The following is a 20,485-nucleotide window of genomic DNA, read 5'->3' on the forward strand; positions in this document are numbered from 1 at the left end:
TCCAGTGATTCCCCAGTCGTTCTTGCAGGACTTGCTCAACCGCGTCGACATTGTCGAGGTGGTGGGTCGTTACGTACAGTTGAAGAAGGGTGGGGCGAACTTCATGGGACTTTGTCCCTTTCATAATGAGAAGTCGCCCTCATTTACAGTCAGTCCGACCAAGCAGTTCTATCACTGCTTCGGGTGCGGCGCGCACGGCAGCGCGATCAGCTTCCTGATGGAGCATGCCGGCCTTGGTTTCGTCGAGGCCGTTGAAGAGTTGGCCCGCAATGTCGGGCTCGATGTGCCCCGTGAGACGCCGCTGCCGGGCGCGCCCCCTGCGGCGCAGCAGCGGGCCCAGACCCTCGGTCTGGTGGATGTCATGACGCGCGCGTGCGACTACTACCGCAAGCAATTGCGTGGCGCACGTACGGCGATCGACTATTTGAAGGGACGTGGCCTGACGGGTGAAATTGCCGCTCATTTTGGTCTGGGGTACGCCCCGGAGGGCTGGCAGAACCTTGAGGCGGCGTTCCAGGACTACCGCGACGATCAGTTGCTCGAAGCCGGGCTGGTGATTGAAAGCGACAAGGGCGAGCCGGGCAGTACGAAGCGCCGTTACGACCGTTTTCGCGATCGGATCATGTTCCCGATCCGGAACACGAAGGGCCAGGTCATCGCCTTTGGCGGACGTGTGCTGGACAAGGGCGAGCCGAAATATCTGAATTCGCCGGAGACGCCGCTGTTCAGCAAGGGCAGCGAGTTGTACGGCCTGTTCGAGGCGCGCGTAGGGATTCGCGACGCGGGCTACGTGCTCGTGGTCGAGGGCTATATGGACGTGGTGGCGCTGGCGCAACTGGGCTTTCCCCAGGCGGTGGCGACGCTGGGAACGGCGTGTACGCCCATGCATGTACAGAAGCTGCTGCGCCAGACCGAGACGGTGGTGTTCAGCTTCGATGGCGATGCCGCTGGCCGCCGTGCGGCGCGACGTGCGCTCGAAGCGTGCCTGCCGCATGCCGACGACAACCGGAGTTTCAAGTTTTTGTTCTTGCCGACCGAACACGATCCGGACAGCTATGTGCGCGAAAACGGCGCTGACGCGTTTGCGGGCGAAGTCTCGCGCGCCATGCCGTTGTCGCAGTTCCTGATCGGTGAAGTTACGTCGGGCAAGGATATGCAGCAGCCGGAGGGCCGTGCACGGGCGCTGTTCGAAGCCAAGCCCCTGTTGCAGCAGCTTCCCGCGAACGCATTACGCGGACAGATTCTGCATGCGCTGGCCGAGCGCGTCGGCAATTCCGTGGAGGAAGTGGCGGAATTGTGCGAATTGCAGGTGAGTGCTGCACGCCGCGCTAATGCTTGGGACAAAGCACCTGCCAAGCGTGAAAAACGACGCGTCGTAGGTACCGAGCACCGGGCCTTGCAGAACCTGCTGATGTTTCCGGCGCTTGGAAACGAATTGACCGAGGAAGAGACCAAGATATTGGCGGATGTCACCCAGCACGCGGAGATTTTCTCGGAAGTGCTCGGGCATTGCCGCGAGTTGGGTGCGCAAGCTGAATTCCGATATCTGCACGATCGTCTGCGAGCTTCGCCGAATTGGGCTAGTTTTGACGACATCATCCGGGAAATCCTCTCGTTCGAGGAAAATGCCCGCGATCTGATGCTGTTCGACCCTGCCGACGAGGAGCAGGTCGAACGTCGTGAGGAACAAGTGTCGTTGCGCTTGACCGAACTGCGTAGCGCGATCCGGCGCATGCAGTACGAAAGTCTGTGCAGCGAACTCGAAACGATTTTCAAGCGGACGTCACTGACGCCCGATGAAATCCGCCACGCTCAGGCGGTGTCGCGGCAACGCGACGAACTGAAGCGGCTGCTGGCTCCGGTCGGCACAGGGGGCGCGCGAAGTTGAGGTAAGTCAGCGTGCTACAATAGAAGGTTTTCAGTGGGCTGTTTTCTGGCAAGCGAGATCGCTATGGCAAAGATGACAACGACCAGCGGAAAAAAGACGGTTATCCCTGCACCGAAGGCAAAGCGCGCGACAAGCGCGGCGGCGGCATCTGGTGGGAAGGGGGCGTCTCGCTCTGCGGAGGCTGGCGTTGCAGTAAAGGCCACAAAGGTATCGCAAGCCACGAAGAAGACAGCCAGCCAGGCAAGTTCGGCGAAACGTACTACGCAAGATAAGGCAGCCGCCGGCGCAAAACCAAAGACGACCGGCAAGACGGCTGCGAAGGTGACCGATGTCACCACGCGAAAGAGTGCGACCGCCGCAGGGGTGGGGGCTGCGAAATTGGCTAAGCCAGCAGCCAGGCCCACGGTGAAGTCAGCGCCGCCCGTCAAGGCGACGAAGGCGGCGACGAACCCGAAGGCGACGGCCGGCGAGAAACCGCAGGCCCGACAACCCGCTGAAAAAAGCGCGAAGAGCGCAATCACCGCCAAGGCAGCGACCTCGGCGGGCCGCAGTACACCTGCGACGCAGGCACCCAGCAAGACCGGTGCCTCCCGCAAACCCGAAGTTGTGGAAGTCACGACGGCAGAAGTTGCGCTGCGCGTCCCCAAGACGCGTGGCAAAGCCGCGAAGACTCCCGCTCCGGATGAGCAGAACGTCGCAGCGAATACTAACGATCAACCCGTGAACGAAGATCAGACCAAAGTGGAAAAGCAGAAGGCGCGAGATCGCCGGGCAAAAGAGAAAGCACTGCTCAAGGACGCATTTTCCTCGCACCAGCCCGGTACGGCGGAGGAACTTGAGGAACGTCGCGGCAAACTGAAGGCGCTGATCAAGCTGGGTAAGGAGCGTGGCTTCCTGACCTTCGCCGAAATCAACGACCACTTGCCGGACGAGCTGGTTGAGAGCGAGGCGCTTGAGGGCGTGATCGGCACGTTCAACGACATGGGCATTGCTGTGTATGAGCAAGCGCCTGATGCCGAAACGCTGTTGCTCAACGACAATGCACCGAACGCTGCTTCGGACGACGAAGTCGAGGAAGAGGCTGAGGCAGCCCTGTCGACCGTTGACTCCGAGTTTGGCCGCACGACGGACCCGGTTCGCATGTACATGCGCGAAATGGGCACGGTCGAGCTGCTGACGCGCGAGGGCGAAATCGAGATCGCCAAGCGTATTGAAGAAGGCCTGAAGCACATGGTGCAGGCCATTTCTGCGTGCCCGACGACGATTGCCGAAATTCTGGCGATGGCGGAAAAAGTCGAGCGTGAAGAAATGCGCATTGACGAAGTGGTCGATGGCCTGATCGATCCGAATGCAGACGCCGTTGCGGCGGCGGCTGCGGCTTCTGACGACGAAGACTTCGACGCTGACGCGGAAGAAGAAGAGGAAGCCGAAGAAGAGGCCGACGAGGAAGACGACAGCAGCAGCGGCGGCGGTGCTTCGGCAGCGCAGGTTGAGCAGCTCAAGCGTGACTCGCTGGCCAAGTTCGCCGCGATTGCCGATTGGTTCGGCAAGATGCGCCGTGCGTTCGAGAAGGAAGGTTATCAGTCGAAGCCGTACGTGAAGGCTGGCGAAGCCATCCAGGCCGAACTGATGACGATTCGCTTCACGGCGCGTACGGTCGAGCGTCTGTGCGACACGCTGCGTTCGCAAGTGGACGAAGTGCGCAACGTCGAGCGCGCGATTCTGTACATCGTGGTCGACAAGTGCGGCATGCCGCGCGCCGATTTCGTGGCTCGCTTCCCGGGCAACGAAACGAATCTCGACTGGATTTACACGGTCGTGGCCGACAACAAGGCGTACAGCACTGTGGTCGAGCGTAACGTGCCGGCCGTGCAGGAACTTCAGCAGAAGCTGATCGACCTTCAGGCGCGTGTGGTGTTGCCGTTGGCGGAGTTGAAGGACGTCAACCGCAAGATGTCGGAAGGCGAGCGTCGTGCGCGCAAGGCCAAGCGTGAAATGACCGAGGCAAACTTGCGTCTGGTGATTTCGATCGCGAAGAAGTACACGAACCGTGGTCTGCAATTCCTGGATCTGATTCAGGAAGGCAACATTGGCCTGATGAAGGCGGTGGACAAGTTCGAATACCGTCGCGGTTACAAGTTCTCGACGTATGCCACGTGGTGGATTCGTCAGGCCATTACGCGTTCGATTGCTGACCAGGCCCGTACCATCCGTATTCCGGTGCACATGATCGAAACGATCAACAAGATGAACCGGATTTCGCGTCAGATCTTGCAGGAAACCGGTGTTGAGCCGGATCCGGCAACGCTGGCCGAGAAGATGGAAATGCCGGAAGACAAGATCCGCAAGATCATGAAGATCGCGAAAGAGCCGATCTCCATGGAGACGCCGATCGGTGACGACGACGATTCGCACTTGGGCGATTTCATCGAAGATACCGGCACGGTGGCGCCTGCGGATGCGGCATTGCATGGTAGTATGCGCGACGTCGTGAAGGACGTGCTTGATTCGTTGACGCCGCGCGAGGCCAAGGTGCTGCGCATGCGTTTCGGTATCGAGATGAGCACGGATCACACGCTCGAGGAAGTGGGTAAGCAGTTCGACGTGACGCGTGAGCGTATTCGTCAGATTGAAGCCAAGGCGCTGCGCAAGCTGCGTCACCCGAGCCGCTCCGACAAGCTCAAGTCGTTCCTCGAAGGCAATTGATTGCTGCTGAGCGAGCGCCGGTAGTTAAGGGCCGTTAGCTCAGCGGTTAGAGCAGGGGACTCATAATCCCTTGGTCGCTGGTTCGAACCCAGCACGGCCTACCAAAGAAGTAAAAGAAAAGCCCTTGACGGTGACGTCAAGGGCTTTTTGCTTTTCAAGTCCGTCCTACCTATCGCCCGGAGGGACTCAACATGCCTCAGCGATCCACGGCCGCCTGAGGCGTATTGCGAAAGCTGATGGCCATGCGGTTGTACGCATTCATCAGGCTGATGGCGAGCGTCAGGTCGACCAGCTCACGCTCATTGAACACCTCACGTGCTTCGGCATACTGAGCATCCGGCACACCCGTTTGTGCGACGAGCGTGACCGATTCGGCCCACGACAGTGCCGCACGCTCGTGAGCGTCGAACAGATTGCCCGCTTCCCGCCATGCCTGCACCAGCGCGAGCTTTTCCACTTTCACCCCTTTCTTCAGCAGGTCTCGCGTGTGCATGTCGAGGCAGAACGCGCAGTTGTTGATCTGCGAAACACGCAAGTACACAAGCTCGACGAGTTCCGGTGGCAAGCTGGATTGCGTGACGTAGCCATAGACACCGCCGAGCGCTTTCGCACCCCCGGGGGCCACTTGGTTGTAATCGAGCCGCTTACTCATGTGAGCCCTCCTTCGTAGCGCCTGCGGCAGGCAGCGGGGTGGTCAAGTCTTTGTCTTGCGTATCGACGACAAACACGGCGAGCAGCTTGGCGGGTTTCGTCTTGCTGGCGTTGCGGCTGATCCGGTGAATCGCGCCCGGGGTCTCAAAGAAGGTTTCGCCAGCACGATACACACGCTTGGGACCGTCATCGACCTGAGACTCGATCTCGCCCGAAACGACATAAGCATAGATAAACGCAGACTTCGCATGCGCATGCGGCAGTGAAGCGCCCCCGGGCGCGTAGTCGACGACCACGGCCTCAAGCGATTTACCGGGGACGTTCGGCAGCGCATGCGCGAAGTTAGGCGTAACGGTCTCACCGCTACTGTGGGCGTTCGATGCGCTATGAGCACTCGCCGGGGCCACCAGCGAAAGGTTGGCCGCGACCGCTGCTAAAGCGACCGCGAGCGAGACGATGAGGCGATGTTTCATGAGCACGTTCTCCTGTTTGCGTTCTGCTATTCTCGTGCCAGGTTAGGCCAACAGAAAGTACCAAGAACCAACATTCTTGCTGTACCACCAGCTCTGCCGGGAGAGGCCAATGACGCTTCAGATTCAACTCGACCGCTCAGCAGCAACGCCACTGTCCGAGCAGATCCGTTTGGCGATCAGCGCTGCCATCGAGCGCGGCACGCTGGCGCCGGGGGCGCGTTTGCCGTCGTGGCTCGACCTTGCCGCACAGCTCGGCGTGGCACGAGGTACGGTCAGGCTCGCCTATGACCGGCTGTCGGACGCGCAACTCATCACGGCGTCGCGCGCCGCAGGCACACGGGTGGCGGAGCGGCCGCCCCGTGGCAAGACGCCCGACACCGCCTACGATCCGAGCCCGTTCATGCGGACCTACGAAGGGCTCACTGCCGGGCCGGCCATCTTCCAGATGGGTGTCTCGGCCCAGCAGACGCTGCCGGCGAAGCTCTTCACCCACGTTCGTGCCTTTGCCCTTCGCGCCGAGTCCAGCCCCTCCGTCGTTTATCCGGACCCACGCGGTGAACCGAACCTGCGTCGGGAAATCGCGGCGTACGTCAGTCTTGCACGCGGCATCGCATGCTCGCCCGATCAGGTCATCGTCACGAGCGGATTCAGCGGCGGGCTGGGTCTCGCACTGCGAGTGCTGGGGCTGGAGGGGAAACAGGCATGGGTTGAGAATCCGGGCTTCCCGTTCGCCAGACACGGCCTGACGTTGGCCCATCTCAAACTCTGTCCCGTACCGGTCGACAACGAGGGAATCGACGTGGCCTACGGCATCGCCAACGCACCCGAGGCGTCGCTGGTGCTGGTGACGCCCGGCCAACAGGCACCGTTAGGCCCGACGCTATCGTTGGCGCGACGTCTTCAACTGTTGGACTGGGCGACGAAAAACGACGCGTGGATCATCGAAGACGACTATCTCAGCGAGTTGCAGTTGAGCGCCCGTGCGGCACCCGCACTGGCGTCGCTGGACCGAGGCCAACGGGTGATTCATATTGGCTCGTTCAGCAAGACCATCAGCCCAGCGCTGCGGTTGGGGTTCGTCGTCGTTCCGCCGCCGCTCGCCTCGAAGTTTGCCGAAGTCACCGCATGTCTGGCGCCTGCGCCTTGGCCGTCGGTGCAGCTCGCTGCCGCCAAGTTCATGGCGGAGGGCCACTATCTGCGGCATCTACGGCGGTTGAAGCGTCTATACTTCGCGCAACGCGCGGCGCTACTCCAGAGCCTCGAAACACACGAACTGGAAACCGTATCCGCCGGCCTTGCCGTATTGGTTCGCTTGCCCGATGGCGTGTCGGATGTCGACGTGGCGAGAGCGCTGCTGACCTACGGGCTGGGGCCGGCGGCCCTGTCGCCTTGGTACGTGACGCCCGAGACTGCCCGGTCTGGGCTATTGCTGGGCGTGGCCACCGCACCTGAGACCAACTTGGCAAGGTCCTCGGCGCGCCTCGCCGATGTCATACGCCGCCTGAGATGACTCATGCCCACGAAAAAACTCGCGCTTCCCACGACGCAAACTTGGCATCTCGACGACGCGACGGCCGATATCTGGACACAAGCGGCCCATCTCGGACACAGAAAGAAATACGTCAAAGGCACCGTCATCTACCGGCAGGGAGAGCAGGGCTTCACCTTCTACTTCCTGCTCGCCGGGCGCGTGCAGGTCTCCATTTTTCAGCACGATGGTGCCGAGTTCATTCTTGAAGTCATGGGGCCGGGGTCGATGTTCGGTGAAAGCCCTGCGGTGGAGGGCGATAGCCGCATTGCCACCGCGATCACGGTCGAAGATGCCGATCTCATCGAATTCGACATTCGCGCGATCTTTGACGCGATTCCAACGCGTCCCGAACTGGCCGTATCACTGATGCGCATCATTGCGCTCAAGCAACGCGTGCTCGCATCGCGCATTCAATATCTGGCGCTGCCCAAACCGGAAATGCGTATCGGCGAACTCCTCGCCCGCCTTGCCGACCTTTATGGCGAAGTGCACGACGGCCGCACGCTGATTTCGATTGCTCTGACCCACGAGCAGATCGCCGCGATGACCGGCGCCACGCGTGTCACCGTGACGCGCGCGTTAAAGCGCCTGACCGACCTTGGCGTGATCGAATTAAAACAACGCCGCATTTGGGTCATCGATCGCTCACGACTTCTCGGGTGATTTGGTAGCGCGATATACAGACTTGGCGTTTTCGCCTCGATAGAGTGATGTGCATGCAGTCCCTTGCGAATTGCCCATTCCCCTAACGATAAGGAATCTCCATGAGCCATATCGAGCGCCTGCGCCTGCCTGAAGACGATGCCACGTTCGGCGGCAATCGTATCTTCGATCTGTTTCAATACTCCCCGGCGGTCACCGCCAACGGACTCGTGTTTATCGCGGGTCAAATCGGCCTGCGAGCCGACGGCACCATTCCCGAGTCACCGACGGAGCAAATCGACGCCGCGTTCAAGCGGATCGCTGCGGTACTGACTCAACTCGGCCTGGACTTCACCGACGTGGTCGAGTTGGTCTCATACCACACGGACCTGACGAGCCATCTGCCGGACTTCCGCGCGGTGAAGGCGCAATACATCCGCTCAGATTTCCCGGCATGGACCATTCTTGGCATCGCCGCGCTGGCTCGCCCCGAGCTGATCGTCGAAATCAAGGTCGTTGCCGCAACGCGCAAGGCCTGACATGAGCGACCCAGTCAAGACGGACGGTTTCGCGTTTGTCGAATTCGTTGCCGAGAATCCCCGAGGGCTCGTAGAGCTATTTCAGAACCTTGGTTTTCGCCTTCGCGGCAAGGCACAGGGTGACATCTATCTGATGACACAGGGGGCGGCGGCGTTCATCGTGAACGGGATGCCGAACCGCTTCCGCGAGACGCATGGCACGTCGGTGCGGGCCATCGGCATCCGTGTCAATGACGCAGCGCGAGCACAGTCACAAGCGTTCGCAGGCGGGGCTGAGGTGGCGCTGGCGAGCAAGGACGGCGCCTTCGTCGTCGATGCCCCGGCAATTCTCGGCATCGGGGACAGCCTGGTGTACTTCGTGGATTTCGACTTCCGGCAGGTATTCAACGTCTCTGCCGAGGCATGGAATATCGCCGATGGCGGTGCCAGCATCGTGGCGGTGGACCACACGTCGAACATCGTGCATCCGGAGAACCTCGACCGCTGGGCGAACTTCTATCGCGACACGTTTGGCTTTGCGGAGAAGCAATATCTGGAGGTCAAGGGACACATGTCGGGGATGCGCGCGCGCTCCATGGTTAGCCCGTGTGGCCGCGTGTCGATTCCGGTGGCAGCGGCGGCCCATGACAAGCCCGGGGTGCTGAACCAGAACGACGAGTTTATTCGTGACTATGGCGGGGAGGGCATCCAGCACATTGCGCTGTTGACCTCTGACATTGAAAACACGATCGACAAGTTGAGTCAGGCGGGAATTGAGTTTATGCACGCGCCTTCGCAGACGTATTACGCTGGCATTGCGACTCGCCTGCCCAATCACGGTCTGGACATTGAACGCCTTGCCGGCCGGGGTATTCTCGTCGACGGAAAGGGGCCCAAGCGCGTGCTTCTACAGCGTTTCACGAAACGGCAAATCGGCCCTGTCTTCTTCGAAATCATCGAGCGACGGGGCGAGGACGGGTTCGGCGAAGGCAATTTCAAAGCCTTGTTCGAATCGCAGGAGAATGACCAGCAGGAACGTGGTTTGAACGCCAGCGAAAACACGCGTATTTGAATCGAGGAGACATGACGATGTGGAAATCGACCCGGCTCTCATTCGTGATCGCCATCGCAAGTGCGGCATGTATTTCAAATGCCGGTGCGGCGGGACACACAGGCTACTTAGGACCGGCGGGCTCATGGACACATCAGGCGTGTCTCGATCTTTACGGCGCTTCCGACTTGGTGCCACTTGCGCGCGATGAATTGTTCGCGCAATACCAGTCGGGTCAAGTGAGCCGAATCTGTGTGCCTGTGACCACGTCCGCGGTTGGCGTCACACCGTACCTTGACGACGTTCTCTCGCTGGCCGACGTGCAGATTGTCGCGGAGTATCCCAAGATGCTCGGCTACAGCCTGCTCGCAAACCCGGGCACGAAACGCGAGGACATCAAACAGGTGCTGGCGCATCCTGTGGCACTCGAAGAGGTGAAGCCTTGGCTGGATAAGGAAATGCCCGACGTGCAGCGCGTGGCGTCGGCAAGCGGCGGTGCAGCGGCGCAAACGGTTGCCAAGGGGGGACGCCATGATCAGGCCTCGATGGGGCCCAAGGTCGGCGGGGAAATCTATGGCCTTGTGGCGCTGGCGAATGGGATCGAAGAGGGGCCGCAAAACGTCACGCGATGGTGGGTCCTCGGCCGGGACATGCCGGCACCCACGGGTAACGACAAGACGTCGCTGCTTGTCGAGACATCCGACGCACAGTTCTCAACGGTTCTCAAGGCCATTGATGGGAGCGGCGTGAAGATTCTCGATATCTACGAGCGTCCGAGCAAGAAGACGCTGGACACCCATAAGTACGTCGTCGAAGTTGCCGGGCACGCAAAAGTGGGCGCACTCGCCACATTCCTGGCGGCGAATTCGAACATTCGTTTGCTCGGCTCCTACCCGCGAAAGTATTAAGCGGTACCTGCGCGGGCGTTGCCAGATGCCAGGGGCCGGTCAGAACCGATAGTTCGCCCGCAAACTACCTTGCTGCACCGATGCGCGCGACGTATTGAACACAGTGTCGTAGTTCAGGGAAATTTCCAGCGACTTCGTCAGATGCATCTTCGCCCCTGCGCCTGCCGTCAGATAGCCGCGGGGCAGGGATGCCCCCGGCGCGGCAAACAGCGTGCCGTCCTGAGACGTGACGACGAGCGCGCGGTTGGCGTCGAGCAGTTCGTGCGCATAGCCAACGCGCAGCTCTACGTCGACCGGGTTCAGGCTATCGCCGAAGGCCTTGCCCAACGTCACGCCGACATACGGCTGAAGGCTATGCACGTTGTCCGTGCCAACGCTCAGATCTTTGCCGCTCGCACCGCTTTCCGCAAACCCGTTCGCATGGACGTAGGCATATCGTAGCCCGACACGTGGCGTCACCGTCACGCCGCCGAACGACATCGGCAGGCTGCCTTGCAAACCAAGGTTCACTTCCTGTCCCATGTGGTCGCCCTCGGCGGTCCCCTGCGCGCCGAACGGCCGCTTCTGCGACAGGAACGCGAGGCCAGCACCCACCGTCGCCGCCAAGTTGACCGGACCGACGTCGCGGCTGCCGTACAGCGACGCACGAATGGTGTCGATCGTGCCGGCGTTGCCCGTGCTGTCCTCTTTGACGTCCGCGTGGGAGAACCCGCCCGCTACACCGACCGTGTACTCGCCCAGCCGCTGATCCAGCCCCGCGAGGAATCCATACCGATTGGCATTGAATCCCGGCTCGCCGTTCGTGCCGCCCACTTTGGTTCGGCTGCCCGTGGCATCGATCCAGCCTTGCCGGTCTTGTCTATCACTCCCCGTCGTCCCGGGCGATGACAACCCCATTCGCCCCATCCGCTCCAGCAATGTCGATGCTTGTGCTTGCGCACCCAGCACCGCCGTCGTGCCCAGTGCCGCGTAAATGCTCGTGCCCGTCGGCGCAATCACTACCGGTGTACCTGACGCAGCGGCCGCCAGCACCAGATCGACCGTATTCGACCCGTAAGCCAGCGACGATGTGAGGTTGCCGATATTGGCCGTGCCGGTGCTGGTCGTGTTGGCGAACGTGCCGCTCACGCCGTTCGCCGAGACCAGCGTGTAGGTCTTCGCACTGTAGGTGCCGGGATCGTAGGTGATCGCCAGCGTGCCGCCGAGCGTGGCGCTGCCGCTGACCTTGAGCATCGAGGCCGCCGTCGGACTGACTTCGATGGCGAGTGTGGCGTTGCTCGCCTGCACATAGTTGCCGGTGACCGACAACGTGCCGATGGAGCCGCCCGGTGCGACCGTCCCGTTGTTCGTGACGTTGCCGGTAATCGAGCCATGGCCGCGAAGCGTGCCGGCCGTATCGACGAGCACATTGCCGCCGAGCACGGCCGCCGGGGTATTGATATCGCCAACTTCGAGCGTGCCACTGGCGATTCGGGTCGTGCCGGTGAACGCCGCGTTATTGCCGTTGAGCACGAGAGACCCGCTACCTTGTGTCGTGAGCGTGCCGGTGCCGATCAAGCTGCCGCTGAAAGTGCCGCTGGGGTTCGTCAACGTCAGCGACGACGCGCCGATATTGACGCTGCCGGATCCCGACACGTTAGCAATCGAAATGGTAGCGCTCGTGCCCGAGACGACCAGTGAGCCGAGCGCGACCACATTACCCAGCAGATTGCTGCTGAGGCCCGCGAGTACAAGCGTTGCCCCGCTGTTGATGAGCGTCGTGCCGGTATAGGTGTTGGTACCGCTCAGCGTTTCGGTGCCGCTGGCAATGGTCAGCCCGCCGCTGCCGGAAATCGTCCCGGAGAACGTGCCGCTCGCATTGGTCAGCGTGAGCGTCTGCGCGCCCAACAAGACGTTACCCGCGCCCGACAGGCTGATGATCGACGCACCGGCATTCGTGCCGGAGATATCGAAGGTGCCGTTGTTGAGCACGTTGCTCGAATTGGCGATGCTTCCGACCCCCGTCAAGGCCAGCGTACTCCCGGTGATGGTCGTCTGACCAGTGTAGGTGTTCACGCCCGACAGCGTAAGGCTCACACCGTTGATGACCGCCAGCCCCCCGGCGCCGTCCAACACGCCCGCGTAGGTGTTCGCCGAACCCGTCGGCGCGCTGTTGCCCACCGTGATCGAGTACCCCGCCGTGTTGACGACGGTGTCACTGGTACCGGCCAACGTGCATAACGTCCAATCTGCATAGAGTTTGACCAGTTCGCCGTTTCGGAGGACATACGAATAATTGCTGATGCCGCCGACCGGATCACCGCCCGGCGGGTAGGCCGGTTGCATGTAGCGGATCGTCGGATCGCACGCCGCCGAGGCGTGTCCCCACACACTGGCGAATGCGACGGCTGCGATGATCCTGAGGGGTGTTTTCGTGCGGGAACGGGTCATTGTTCTTTATTTATCTCGATATATTTTTTTGTGACGACACGCCGAGTTGGCTGTCGACGGCGAATCTCAGCGTGCGATCCCGTGAATGGGCGTCATCGAGTTCATGTCAACGCAGGTGGTGCCTTCGCTTTGGGTCATCGGGATCGACTTCAATTCACCATCGCCCCGCCCGGCACGCTCGATACGCTGAACGACGAAACGCCGAATCAAATTCGATTTGTCTTTGGTCAGCGGGTAGTTCGCAGGCTTCGCGTTGGTGTAGTCGCGGTTGTCGACCCAGTTGTGGAACGCCATGGGTTGGTCGACTTTCAGCAAATGGGTCGCGACTGCGTTTCCATCGATGGCGTAGATCACTGCGTTGGCCGACCTTTGCGCATTGATCGGCATCGAAACCAGCATGACGGCGTATTGGTGAAAGCCGTCATAGATGCCATTCGCGGCGGCATCGGGCAATTTTGTCTGGCAGAACGCCCACTTGCCGGCAGCGTCCTTGCCGATGGTTTGTGCGTAGACACCTCTCGCCCCATCGGCCCCGGGCTGGCTGTATTCCATGAACCACGCCAGTTGCATGTCTGCGGGATTCATCGTCGTATTCCAGAAACCCCAACCGCGGCTGCCGCCTTGGTCACTGGTTTCGGCCTTGATGTCTGCCGTCATGCGCACAGCGAGCGAGCGCTGCAAAGAAAAGGGATTATTGAAGGCCGCATCGCGCACGGCTTTCCACGGCGACTCGGCATCGAACGCGGAGAACGCAAACGTGTTCTGGTTCAGACGCGGGACGGGTGCCGCACGCGTGATCCATGAGTTGGTAACGCCGGTCGGTGCCACGCTTGGCGTCTTCGGATCGCTTACCCGATACGGGTAAGGGAGACCGCAATTAAAAACGATCTGCGCATAAAGCGACCGGCCCCACGCGGTTTTCTTCAGGGAATCCAGGCTGCCGTCGTCGTAGCGCGGGCACGAGTTGTTGTACATCTCGGCATTGACGTAGGCCGTGTTGTCAGGCGAAGCGAGTGCGGTGAGCTTTACGCACGGGGTCGCAGCGGAACACGCGCCGTCTGCCGTCGTCACGTTGAAGCCGTGCGTCGCAGTGGAGTCCTCTCGCCAGAACCATGTGTTGAATGTGGCGGTATCGGTCGAGTAATCGTAGTTGTCCCGATACACCGTCGTCCATCCGCTGCCGACGGCAAAGCCGGATGGGATTCCCGTCAACGCAAACGTCAGCGCGAATGCGAATTTGCCTGCCAGTCCGGCATGTCTTGTTGTGTACCCCATTTGGCTCTCCCCGATTTGTGCGTCACTTTAGACGTTGCGTTGACGTCAGCACATGTCAGGTAAACGGCGAAAAAACTGGCCGCCTTTAGCCCTATTACTCGCCCGAAAAGCCGGAGAGATCGTGTTTTTACACTCCGAAAAGCCGAAGGGATCAAAGTTCCGAGGGCAGAATGCCGTGGTGCTTCTTGAAGGCGGCAGAGAATTTGCTCGGGTTGTCGTAGCCGAGCCTTGACGAGAGTTCTTTGACCAATAGCTGCTTGTCCGCCAGCAATGTGCGCGCCAGCATCATTTGCTGGGCTTGGAAGTATTGATAAACGGGCGCACCAAACTGATTTCTGAATTCGTCCTTGAGCCGGGTTTTGGAGATTTCGAATTTTTCGGCGAGAAAGTCCAGCCCCGGAAATTTCTCCAGCAGGTGGTTGTCGAGATAGTTGGCGACACGATGCGTCGTGAATCGGTCCGCGTGGTCGACGGGCAGATGATTCCCCACGACATCTTGCGCTTTGCATAGCCGCAGAAAATCGATGATCAGATTCAGGACAGAGAGTTTTATTTTCAGCAGGTCGGGCCGTTGCGTCTCGACACCTATCTGGGTCAACTGATCGAACAAGGCGAAATGTTCGAGCGGCACCTCTCGTTCCGCGAGTGGCCAAAGCAGGTAATCGGCATCCGACTCGATGAACTGGTCAAGACTGGCCTCGGCAAAAAGCTCACTCGGAATCAGGTTCTTTTGCAGCCATCGCTCGTTGAAGAAGAGGGTGATGAAACGGCTGTCGTCCCCTTTGAAGTTCACGGAGCAGTTCCGCACGAAGGGCTTGAAGAACGTCCAGCTGTATTTGGGGAACAGCACCTCGCCCTCGTGAAACTTGCGATACGTGCGCACGACGTTGCTGATGTTGTTCAGACTCAGCATGTAGTAGTCATTATTCTCGGCGTCGTCGTGAATCAAATCGAAGGCCACATTGGCCTTGTACCGCATCTTCGAATAAATTAGCCAGAACCCGTCTTCCAGTTCGCGATAGTGGAGTTGCCCCTCCATTAACGGGGTCGCGGTCAGCAAGTATTGCTGGCTCACCGAGTGCGTGACGAACGGCAGCCCCTTGAAGCTGTCGACCAGCTTGTCGGGCGCCTTGCCACTGTAGGGAAAGTGGTAGAACCCTTTGCTGTAGGTGAAGTAGTACTTTTGGAACTGGCGGAACCAGAGTTTTAATTTGCCCGAGAGCATGCTGTTTTCCAGTCAATTCAATGGGGCGGCTAAAGGCTCGATTGTAATAGCTGGGATACGCGCTTTCGAAAAGATGCAGCCGCGGCGTCATAAGCATTCCACAAGCGATTCGTTCCCATCGTACCGGTGGCCGATTAGTCTGGACGGCACACTCAACTTCGATGGATTCGCCATGTCTGCCCACTTCTCCGCGGCTCGCCGCCGTTTGCTGACGACCGGCGCTGCGGCGCTTGCCTATGCCGCTGCCGCCCCGATCGCCTCCGCACAATCGGGGGCGCCGGGGGCCGCAGGCGCGACCGGTGGTCGAGTGCTTCGTATCGGCAATCAGAAGGGGCTGCTTACGCTGCTCAAGGGGCGCGGCACGCTGGAAAAGCGGCTGGCGCCGCTGGGCGTTCACGTGACATGGACCGAATTCCCGTCGGGGCCGCCGCAGCTCGAAGCGCTCAATGTCGGGTCGATCGATTTTGGTGATGTCGGCGAAGCCCCGCCGGTATTTGCCCTCGCGGCCGGGGCGCCGTTCGTCTATTTCGGGCAGGGCGTCCAGCGGCCCAACAGCGAAGGGTTGCTTGTGCCGAAGGCGTCGCCGATCACGTCGTTTGCGCAGTTGAAAGGCAAGCGCGTCGGGTTCACCAAGGGCTCGAACACGCACTATCTGTATGTACGCCTGTTGCAACAGGCGAACCTCAAGCCGCAGGACGTCACGCCAGTGTTCCTGCAACCTGCCGATGCGCGCGCGGCGTTCGAGCGTGGTGCTATCGACGCGTGGCTGATATGGGACCCCTTCCTCGCGGTCGCGCAGAAGTCGCTCGACGCGCGACTCGTGGCCGACGGCACGGGCCTCGTTGGCAATCGCCTGTACTTCTTCACGTCGCGCACCTACGTTCAACACAACGAGGACGTGCTGCGCGTGGTCATCGAAGAACTCAACAGCGTCGACAAATGGGTCGAGGCGAATCGTGCGGCGGCCGCATCCGAATACGCGCAGTTGTGGGGTGTGCCGCGCGATGCGGTCGAGTTGGTGCTGTCGCGCCAGCGCTTCGGCATCGAGCGGATCACGCGTGCCACGCTGGCCGAACAGCAGCAGATCGCCGACGCGTTCCTTGAGCTCAATCTGCTGCCCAAGCGCATCGACGTCGCACAAGCCGCACCGCCGTCATTGGGGTGATCAGGCGGGCTGCTGCTGCGTCGTGCAGTGAATGCCGCCGCCGCCCCCTGCAATGCCGTCGATATTGATCTGCACGATCTCTCGCTTCGGGAACAGATCGCGCAGCTTGTCGCGCGTGCTCTTGTCGGTCTGACTGTCGCCGAACTGGGGCACGATCACCGCGCCATTGCACACGTAGAAGTTGACGTAGCCGGCGGCAAACTCGTCTGACTCATACGTGCTGCGAACGCTGTTCGGACCGGGCAGCACGACCACTTGCAGCTTGCGTCCTGCGGCATCCGACGTCTGTCGCAGAATGTCGAGGTGGCGCACGGTCACCGCATGGTCGTAGGAACTCGTATCGCTCTCCATATGGGCGAGCACCACCCCCGGGCGGGCGAATCGTGCGTAGAAATCGGTGTGACCGTCGGTAATGTCCTTGCCTGCGATCCCCGGTAACCAGATGATCTTGCGCAGGCCCAATAGCCGCTTCAGTTCCAACTCGCATGCCGCCTTGTCGACGCCGGGGTTGCGGTTGCGATTGAGCACGCAACTCTCGGTGATGATGGCGGTGCCTTCGCCGTCGACCTCAATGCCACCGCCTTCGAGCACCAGACGCGTACTCAACAGGCGCACACCGGCTTCCTGTGCGACAAACGCGGCAACCTTTGCGTCGTCGGCGTGAGCCTGCTTTTTCCCCCAACCGTTGAAGTTGAAGTTGATGCCTGCCTTTTCGCCACTGCGCCCCCGGACAAACACGGGCCCGGTGTCGCGTATCCACAAATCGTCGATCGGCTGCACGATCAGGTTCACGGCGTCGCCGCATTTGCGTTGGGCCACGTCGTAGTCTTCCTCGCGCACGAGCATATTGACCGGCTCGAAATCGCCAATCGCCTGAGCGATCCGCGCTAACCCGTCTTGAGCCGCCTGCTGCATGCGGCGCCCCCAGATGTCCTCGCTCGGCCCGAAGGCCATCCACGTGGCTGTGTGACGTTCGCCTTCGTCCGGCATCGTCCACGACAGCGCATTGCCGTCCGGCGCGCCAGCGGCGAAGGCGCTACGGGCCAGACCGCCGGTGACGGCGCCGCTTACCAGTGCCGCGCCCGAGGCCACCAATCCGCGCTTCAGAAAACGACGTCTTGCTTGCATATCTCCATCCTGTCGATGCATTTCCGCACGAGATTACGCCATCGAGCGATCGCCGGTGCGTCGGCAATTCAGGCAGTCGACGCAGTTTGCGTCATCCCGTTGATAATAAAAAGCGAGGTTTATTGCTATGATTAATCAATTTTTCTCATATCTTGGTGGGCATCGATGACTCGGCAGCGTATTCCTTCGCTCAAATTGCTGATGGGCTTCGAGGCGGCGGCCCGCCACGGCAATTTCTCTCGGGCGGCAGACGAATTGCATATTTCGCAATCGGCTGTCAGCCATCAGGTCCAGCAATTGGAGGCCGAAATCGGCCAGCCGCTCTTTCGGCGCGTCGGGCGGGGCGTGGAATTGACGGTCGCAGGCGAAGTGCTCCAGCGCAGCGTGCAACGCTCGGTCGACACGTTGCGGAACGGGCTCGGCCGCATCGCAACCTATCTCGACCCCGGCCTCGTCGCTATCGCGGGCCCGGCGTCATTGCTGCATGGCTGGCTGAGTCCGCGTATCGAGCAACTTCAGGCGAGCAACCCGGCACTGTGTCCGATGTTATCGACCGACGAAGCGGCGCGGTTCATCGACGAGACGGACATCGACATTGCCATCAGCGACCGGCCGCTTCAGCAAACCGGGCTGTTGGAAATACCGTTCCTGAAAGACGAGTGGGTCATCGTCGCCGAGCGAGACTTGGCAGAACGACTGGCAGGCATCCCCCACGATCAGCATCCAGCGCACGCTTCGCTGATCTGTCTGGAAGAGAGCTTCACGCGTGACGAAACGGCGGCGCTGTTTCGCGATGCGCTGGCGCCGTTTCGCAAGCGCGCCATTTATGACGACGAACGTCTCCTGCTCGATGCCACGTTGCGCGGGCAGGGCATCGCGTGCATCTCGCGATTGCTGGCGGACGAAAGTCTGAAACAAGACCGCCTGCGCGTGCTTCCCGGCTATCCCCGCATAGCAGGGCGCACATGGTGGGTGTCGCGCGTCGAGGGCGAGCCGCGCTCGGCATTCGTGACGGAAGTCTTCGACTGGCTGATCGCGCAAGCCGCATAACGTCTGGTGGGAAATAGAAAACCGGCACCCCGCCAGCGAATGGCGGAAGTGCCGGTTTTAAAACAACGACGATTTCGACGCGCGCTTTAAGGGCGCGGCGGGAACTCGCCGTTTTTAATCGCGATACAGAAATTCAACGGCAGATACGGTTGCATGTTGTTGTGCGCACCGCCTGTGCAGGCGGGGCCGACCGTCAACGGCGAGAGCGCTACGAGCGACAGATCCGACGTATTCTCGCGATACGCATTGTTGCCGCCAACAACAAAGCGGGCGGGCAACTTGTCGCTGGCCGAGTCGCCTGCCGGACGCGTGGAGTTCACATAGGCCGTATGCGTGTGCAGCGGCATGTGCTGGTCTTGGAGCGTCACCGTCGGACTCCCCTCCACCTTGCCGATCTGGGCCGCCTCCGTGGTTCCCCGCGATACCAATCCACGCAGATCCGGCACCGCGAACGTGGTCCTGCCGTCCCCGCCATACGTCGTGCCAATCACGGCATAGAGCTCAGGGAATAAGCGAATCTGAAGGATCGTACCGTCGCAGACAACCCAGTCGATCGGCGCATAGTTGAAGGCGTAGAGCCGAATTTCACCAATGTAGTAATCGTCCATGGAGCTCTCTGGTCAGCCTTGCGATGGGTAGAGGCCGGAGACGCAGATGATGTAGTTCATCGACGCCGTGGGCATGACGTTGGGGTGCGCAGTGGGCTGAGCATTGCCGGCCGGTGCAATGGCGGGCGCCGCCAGTGCTGCCTTGGTGGGTGCGGAACGTACCCCCGAGTCATAAAACACCGCACTGGTTTTCGCCAGCGTCACACCCGGGCCCGGCGTGGGCGACGTGGCGTCGGCCGTCGAGGCGTTGATCGTATGCAAGTGGCCCGGCACGTCCGACGGCTGGAGCGTGACCGTGTCGCTGCCGACCTGTTGGCCGATGAGCCGCTGCGTGGCTCCGGGCGCTTGTCCCGCGCCGATGGGCACCCGCAGTCGCAGGTCGGGCAGCCGGAAGTTGCTTCTGCCGTCGCCGCCGTACGTCGTACCGATCAGCGAGAACAGCACCTCGTAATCGGAAGCGATGTTGAGGAGTTCCCCGTTGCAAAACTTCCACCCCAACGGGGCGTAGTTGCCGGCGAACATGCGAATTTCACCAATGTAGGCTTCCATGTCCGGCTCCTAGGGGCGTGGCGGGTAGAGGCCGCCCTGAACGCAAATGATGTAGTTCAGGACCAGCGAGGATTGCATGTTGTTGTGGCCGGTGGCGTCGCTCGTCGCGCCACTCGCTTCGGGTGACTCGGCTGTGAGCGTTTGCGCCGATACCGGGCCATAAAGCGCGGTGCCATCTACCGTCGCTGTGTCCGGCTGCGAGATCACACTCTTGGCGAGCAGACGGTCTTTGCCGGTGCCGGCGAGCGGTTGCGTCGCATCGTTGGTCGCTGCACGGAACTCATGCGAATGCGTGGGCACCTGCTGAGCATTGAGCGCCACCGTTTCGGTACCCCCGGGCGCACCTTGGTTGTACGTCCCTGGCAGCCGATGCATCGCGACGCGCCCGCGCAGGTCCGGCAGCCCGAAGGTGACTCGGCCGTCGCCACCGTATTGCGTGCCAAGTAACGAGAACAGCACCTGATTGATGTTCACGTTGAGCAGGCGCCCGTCGCACGGTAGCCACCCCCTTGGTACGACCGGAAAAGCACACAAACGTATTTCCCCGAGATATGAGTCCATCCGTTTCTTCCTGGTTAAGTGGCGACGCCACGATCTTCGAATTCTTATAGGCGCGCATTTTGCCACCGACATATTTCATTTCAAATATATTTCGGCTCCCTTATTAAATTTCGATGAGTAAAACGA

The 20,485-nt window shown here is 60.8% G+C and carries 18 protein-coding genes and 1 tRNA gene; 10 read left to right on the forward strand and 9 right to left on the reverse strand.

Annotated elements, in window-relative coordinates:
* Positions 1-4: 4 nt before the first annotated feature.
* From dnaG to CDV44_RS04710, 3 genes are all read left to right on the forward strand, one after another.
* Complete coding sequence (dnaG, locus tag CDV44_RS04695; RefSeq protein WP_087686877.1) at positions 5-1,888, forward strand: DNA primase; 1,884 nt, start codon at positions 5-7, stop codon at positions 1,886-1,888.
* A 72-nt stretch (positions 1,889-1,960) separates the two neighbouring features.
* Entirely contained in the window at positions 1,961-4,594 is a 2,634-nt protein-coding gene (gene rpoD, locus CDV44_RS04705; protein ID WP_369597122.1) for an RNA polymerase sigma factor RpoD, read from the forward strand.
* A gap of 28 nt (positions 4,595-4,622) precedes the next feature.
* Positions 4,623-4,698, forward strand: a tRNA-Ile gene (locus CDV44_RS04710).
* A gap of 92 nt (positions 4,699-4,790) precedes the next feature.
* Here CDV44_RS04710 and CDV44_RS04715 read toward each other — a convergent pair.
* Together CDV44_RS04715 and CDV44_RS04720 are read right to left on the reverse strand one after the other, a co-directional pair.
* The gene (locus tag CDV44_RS04715) at positions 4,791-5,246 is read right to left on the reverse strand and encodes a carboxymuconolactone decarboxylase family protein (protein WP_087686880.1); all 456 of its coding nucleotides are present in this window, start codon (positions 5,244-5,246) and stop codon (positions 4,791-4,793) included.
* Positions 5,239-5,718, reverse strand: a complete 480-nt coding sequence (locus tag CDV44_RS04720) for a cupin domain-containing protein (RefSeq protein WP_087686881.1) — start codon at positions 5,716-5,718, stop codon at positions 5,239-5,241. Before CDV44_RS04720 ends, CDV44_RS04715 begins: the two co-directional genes overlap by 8 nt.
* A gap of 109 nt (positions 5,719-5,827) precedes the next feature.
* Between CDV44_RS04720 and CDV44_RS04725 the strand changes: the two genes are divergently transcribed.
* The 5 genes from CDV44_RS04725 (at position 5,828) to CDV44_RS04745 (ending at position 10,368) form a co-directional block, all read left to right on the forward strand.
* On the forward strand, positions 5,828-7,228 hold the full coding sequence (locus CDV44_RS04725) for a PLP-dependent aminotransferase family protein (protein WP_087686882.1): 1,401 nt from the start codon (positions 5,828-5,830) through the stop codon (positions 7,226-7,228).
* 3 nt (positions 7,229-7,231) lie between these two features.
* Positions 7,232-7,912, forward strand: a complete 681-nt coding sequence (locus tag CDV44_RS04730) for a Crp/Fnr family transcriptional regulator (RefSeq protein WP_087686883.1) — start codon at positions 7,232-7,234, stop codon at positions 7,910-7,912.
* Positions 7,913-8,013: 101 nt separating this feature from the next.
* The gene (locus CDV44_RS04735; protein WP_087686884.1) at positions 8,014-8,430 is read left to right on the forward strand and encodes a RidA family protein; all 417 of its coding nucleotides are present in this window, start codon (positions 8,014-8,016) and stop codon (positions 8,428-8,430) included.
* On the forward strand, positions 8,408-9,481 hold the full coding sequence (locus CDV44_RS04740; protein WP_249277405.1) for a 4-hydroxyphenylpyruvate dioxygenase family protein: 1,074 nt from the start codon (positions 8,408-8,410) through the stop codon (positions 9,479-9,481). Before CDV44_RS04735 ends, CDV44_RS04740 begins: the two co-directional genes overlap by 23 nt.
* 11 nt (positions 9,482-9,492) lie before the next feature.
* Positions 9,493-10,368, forward strand: coding sequence for a prephenate dehydratase domain-containing protein (locus tag CDV44_RS04745; RefSeq protein WP_087686886.1), 876 nt, complete (start codon positions 9,493-9,495; stop codon positions 10,366-10,368).
* A 39-nt stretch (positions 10,369-10,407) separates the two neighbouring features.
* Here the strand turns inward: CDV44_RS04745 and CDV44_RS04750 are convergent, their stop codons facing one another.
* The 3 genes from CDV44_RS04750 to CDV44_RS04760 all read right to left on the reverse strand — a co-directional run bounded on the left by CDV44_RS04750 (position 10,408) and on the right by CDV44_RS04760 (position 15,298).
* On the reverse strand, positions 10,408-12,798 hold the full coding sequence (locus tag CDV44_RS04750) for an autotransporter domain-containing protein (protein WP_087686887.1): 2,391 nt from the start codon (positions 12,796-12,798) through the stop codon (positions 10,408-10,410).
* A gap of 66 nt (positions 12,799-12,864) precedes the next feature.
* Positions 12,865-14,073, reverse strand: coding sequence for a hypothetical protein (locus CDV44_RS04755; protein ID WP_087686888.1), 1,209 nt, complete (start codon positions 14,071-14,073; stop codon positions 12,865-12,867).
* A gap of 151 nt (positions 14,074-14,224) precedes the next feature.
* Entirely contained in the window at positions 14,225-15,298 is a 1,074-nt protein-coding gene (locus tag CDV44_RS04760) for an AraC family transcriptional regulator (RefSeq protein WP_087686889.1), read from the reverse strand.
* A gap of 172 nt (positions 15,299-15,470) precedes the next feature.
* Between CDV44_RS04760 and CDV44_RS04765 the strand changes: the two genes are divergently transcribed.
* The gene (locus CDV44_RS04765) at positions 15,471-16,463 is read left to right on the forward strand and encodes a sulfonate ABC transporter substrate-binding protein (RefSeq protein WP_087687236.1); all 993 of its coding nucleotides are present in this window, start codon (positions 15,471-15,473) and stop codon (positions 16,461-16,463) included.
* Here CDV44_RS04765 and CDV44_RS04770 read toward each other — a convergent pair whose 3' ends face one another.
* Positions 16,464-17,591, reverse strand: coding sequence for an agmatine/peptidylarginine deiminase (locus CDV44_RS04770; RefSeq protein WP_087686890.1), 1,128 nt, complete (start codon positions 17,589-17,591; stop codon positions 16,464-16,466).
* Between the two features lie 165 nt (positions 17,592-17,756).
* Here CDV44_RS04770 and CDV44_RS04775 point away from each other — a divergent pair, with 165 nt between their 5' ends.
* Entirely contained in the window at positions 17,757-18,641 is an 885-nt protein-coding gene (locus CDV44_RS04775; protein ID WP_087686891.1) for a LysR family transcriptional regulator, read from the forward strand.
* 86 nt (positions 18,642-18,727) lie between these two features.
* Here CDV44_RS04775 and CDV44_RS04780 read toward each other — a convergent pair whose 3' ends face one another.
* Genes CDV44_RS04780 through CDV44_RS04790 form a run of 3 tightly spaced genes read right to left on the reverse strand, consistent with a single transcriptional unit; the run spans position 18,728 to position 20,359 of the window.
* Positions 18,728-19,249, reverse strand: coding sequence for a phage tail protein (locus tag CDV44_RS04780; protein ID WP_087686892.1), 522 nt, complete (start codon positions 19,247-19,249; stop codon positions 18,728-18,730).
* 12 nt (positions 19,250-19,261) lie between these two features.
* On the reverse strand, positions 19,262-19,798 hold the full coding sequence (locus tag CDV44_RS04785) for a phage tail protein (RefSeq protein ID WP_087686893.1): 537 nt from the start codon (positions 19,796-19,798) through the stop codon (positions 19,262-19,264).
* Between the two features lie 9 nt (positions 19,799-19,807).
* Complete coding sequence (locus CDV44_RS04790) at positions 19,808-20,359, reverse strand: phage tail protein (RefSeq protein ID WP_087686894.1); 552 nt, start codon at positions 20,357-20,359, stop codon at positions 19,808-19,810.
* Between the last annotated feature and the right edge of the window lie 126 nt (positions 20,360-20,485).

The organism is Pandoraea sp. PE-S2R-1, from assembly GCF_002179865.1.
Taxonomy (GTDB): domain Bacteria; phylum Pseudomonadota; class Gammaproteobacteria; order Burkholderiales; family Burkholderiaceae; genus Pandoraea.

Bases quoted from the DNA above. Each gene is read 5' to 3' on its own strand.
- rpoD (WP_369597122.1), top strand. From the start codon at position 1,961: ATGACAACGACCAGCGGAAAAAAGACGGTTATCCCTGCACCGAAGGCA.
- CDV44_RS04715 (WP_087686880.1), bottom strand. From the start codon at position 5,246: ATGAGTAAGCGGCTCGATTACAACCAAGTGGCCCCCGGGGGTGCGAAA.
- CDV44_RS04720 (WP_087686881.1), bottom strand. From the start codon at position 5,718: ATGAAACATCGCCTCATCGTCTCGCTCGCGGTCGCTTTAGCAGCGGTC.
- CDV44_RS04725 (WP_087686882.1), top strand. From the start codon at position 5,828: ATGACGCTTCAGATTCAACTCGACCGCTCAGCAGCAACGCCACTGTCC.
- CDV44_RS04730 (WP_087686883.1), top strand. From the start codon at position 7,232: ATGCCCACGAAAAAACTCGCGCTTCCCACGACGCAAACTTGGCATCTC.
- CDV44_RS04735 (WP_087686884.1), top strand. From the start codon at position 8,014: ATGAGCCATATCGAGCGCCTGCGCCTGCCTGAAGACGATGCCACGTTC.
- CDV44_RS04745 (WP_087686886.1), top strand. From the start codon at position 9,493: ATGACGATGTGGAAATCGACCCGGCTCTCATTCGTGATCGCCATCGCA.
- CDV44_RS04750 (WP_087686887.1), bottom strand. From the start codon at position 12,798: ATGACCCGTTCCCGCACGAAAACACCCCTCAGGATCATCGCAGCCGTC.
- CDV44_RS04755 (WP_087686888.1), bottom strand. From the start codon at position 14,073: ATGGGGTACACAACAAGACATGCCGGACTGGCAGGCAAATTCGCATTC.
- CDV44_RS04760 (WP_087686889.1), bottom strand. From the start codon at position 15,298: ATGCTCTCGGGCAAATTAAAACTCTGGTTCCGCCAGTTCCAAAAGTAC.
- CDV44_RS04765 (WP_087687236.1), top strand. From the start codon at position 15,471: ATGTCTGCCCACTTCTCCGCGGCTCGCCGCCGTTTGCTGACGACCGGC.
- CDV44_RS04770 (WP_087686890.1), bottom strand. From the start codon at position 17,591: ATGCAAGCAAGACGTCGTTTTCTGAAGCGCGGATTGGTGGCCTCGGGC.
- CDV44_RS04775 (WP_087686891.1), top strand. From the start codon at position 17,757: ATGACTCGGCAGCGTATTCCTTCGCTCAAATTGCTGATGGGCTTCGAG.
- CDV44_RS04780 (WP_087686892.1), bottom strand. From the start codon at position 19,249: ATGGACGATTACTACATTGGTGAAATTCGGCTCTACGCCTTCAACTAT.
- CDV44_RS04785 (WP_087686893.1), bottom strand. From the start codon at position 19,798: ATGGAAGCCTACATTGGTGAAATTCGCATGTTCGCCGGCAACTACGCC.
- CDV44_RS04790 (WP_087686894.1), bottom strand. From the start codon at position 20,359: ATGGACTCATATCTCGGGGAAATACGTTTGTGTGCTTTTCCGGTCGTA.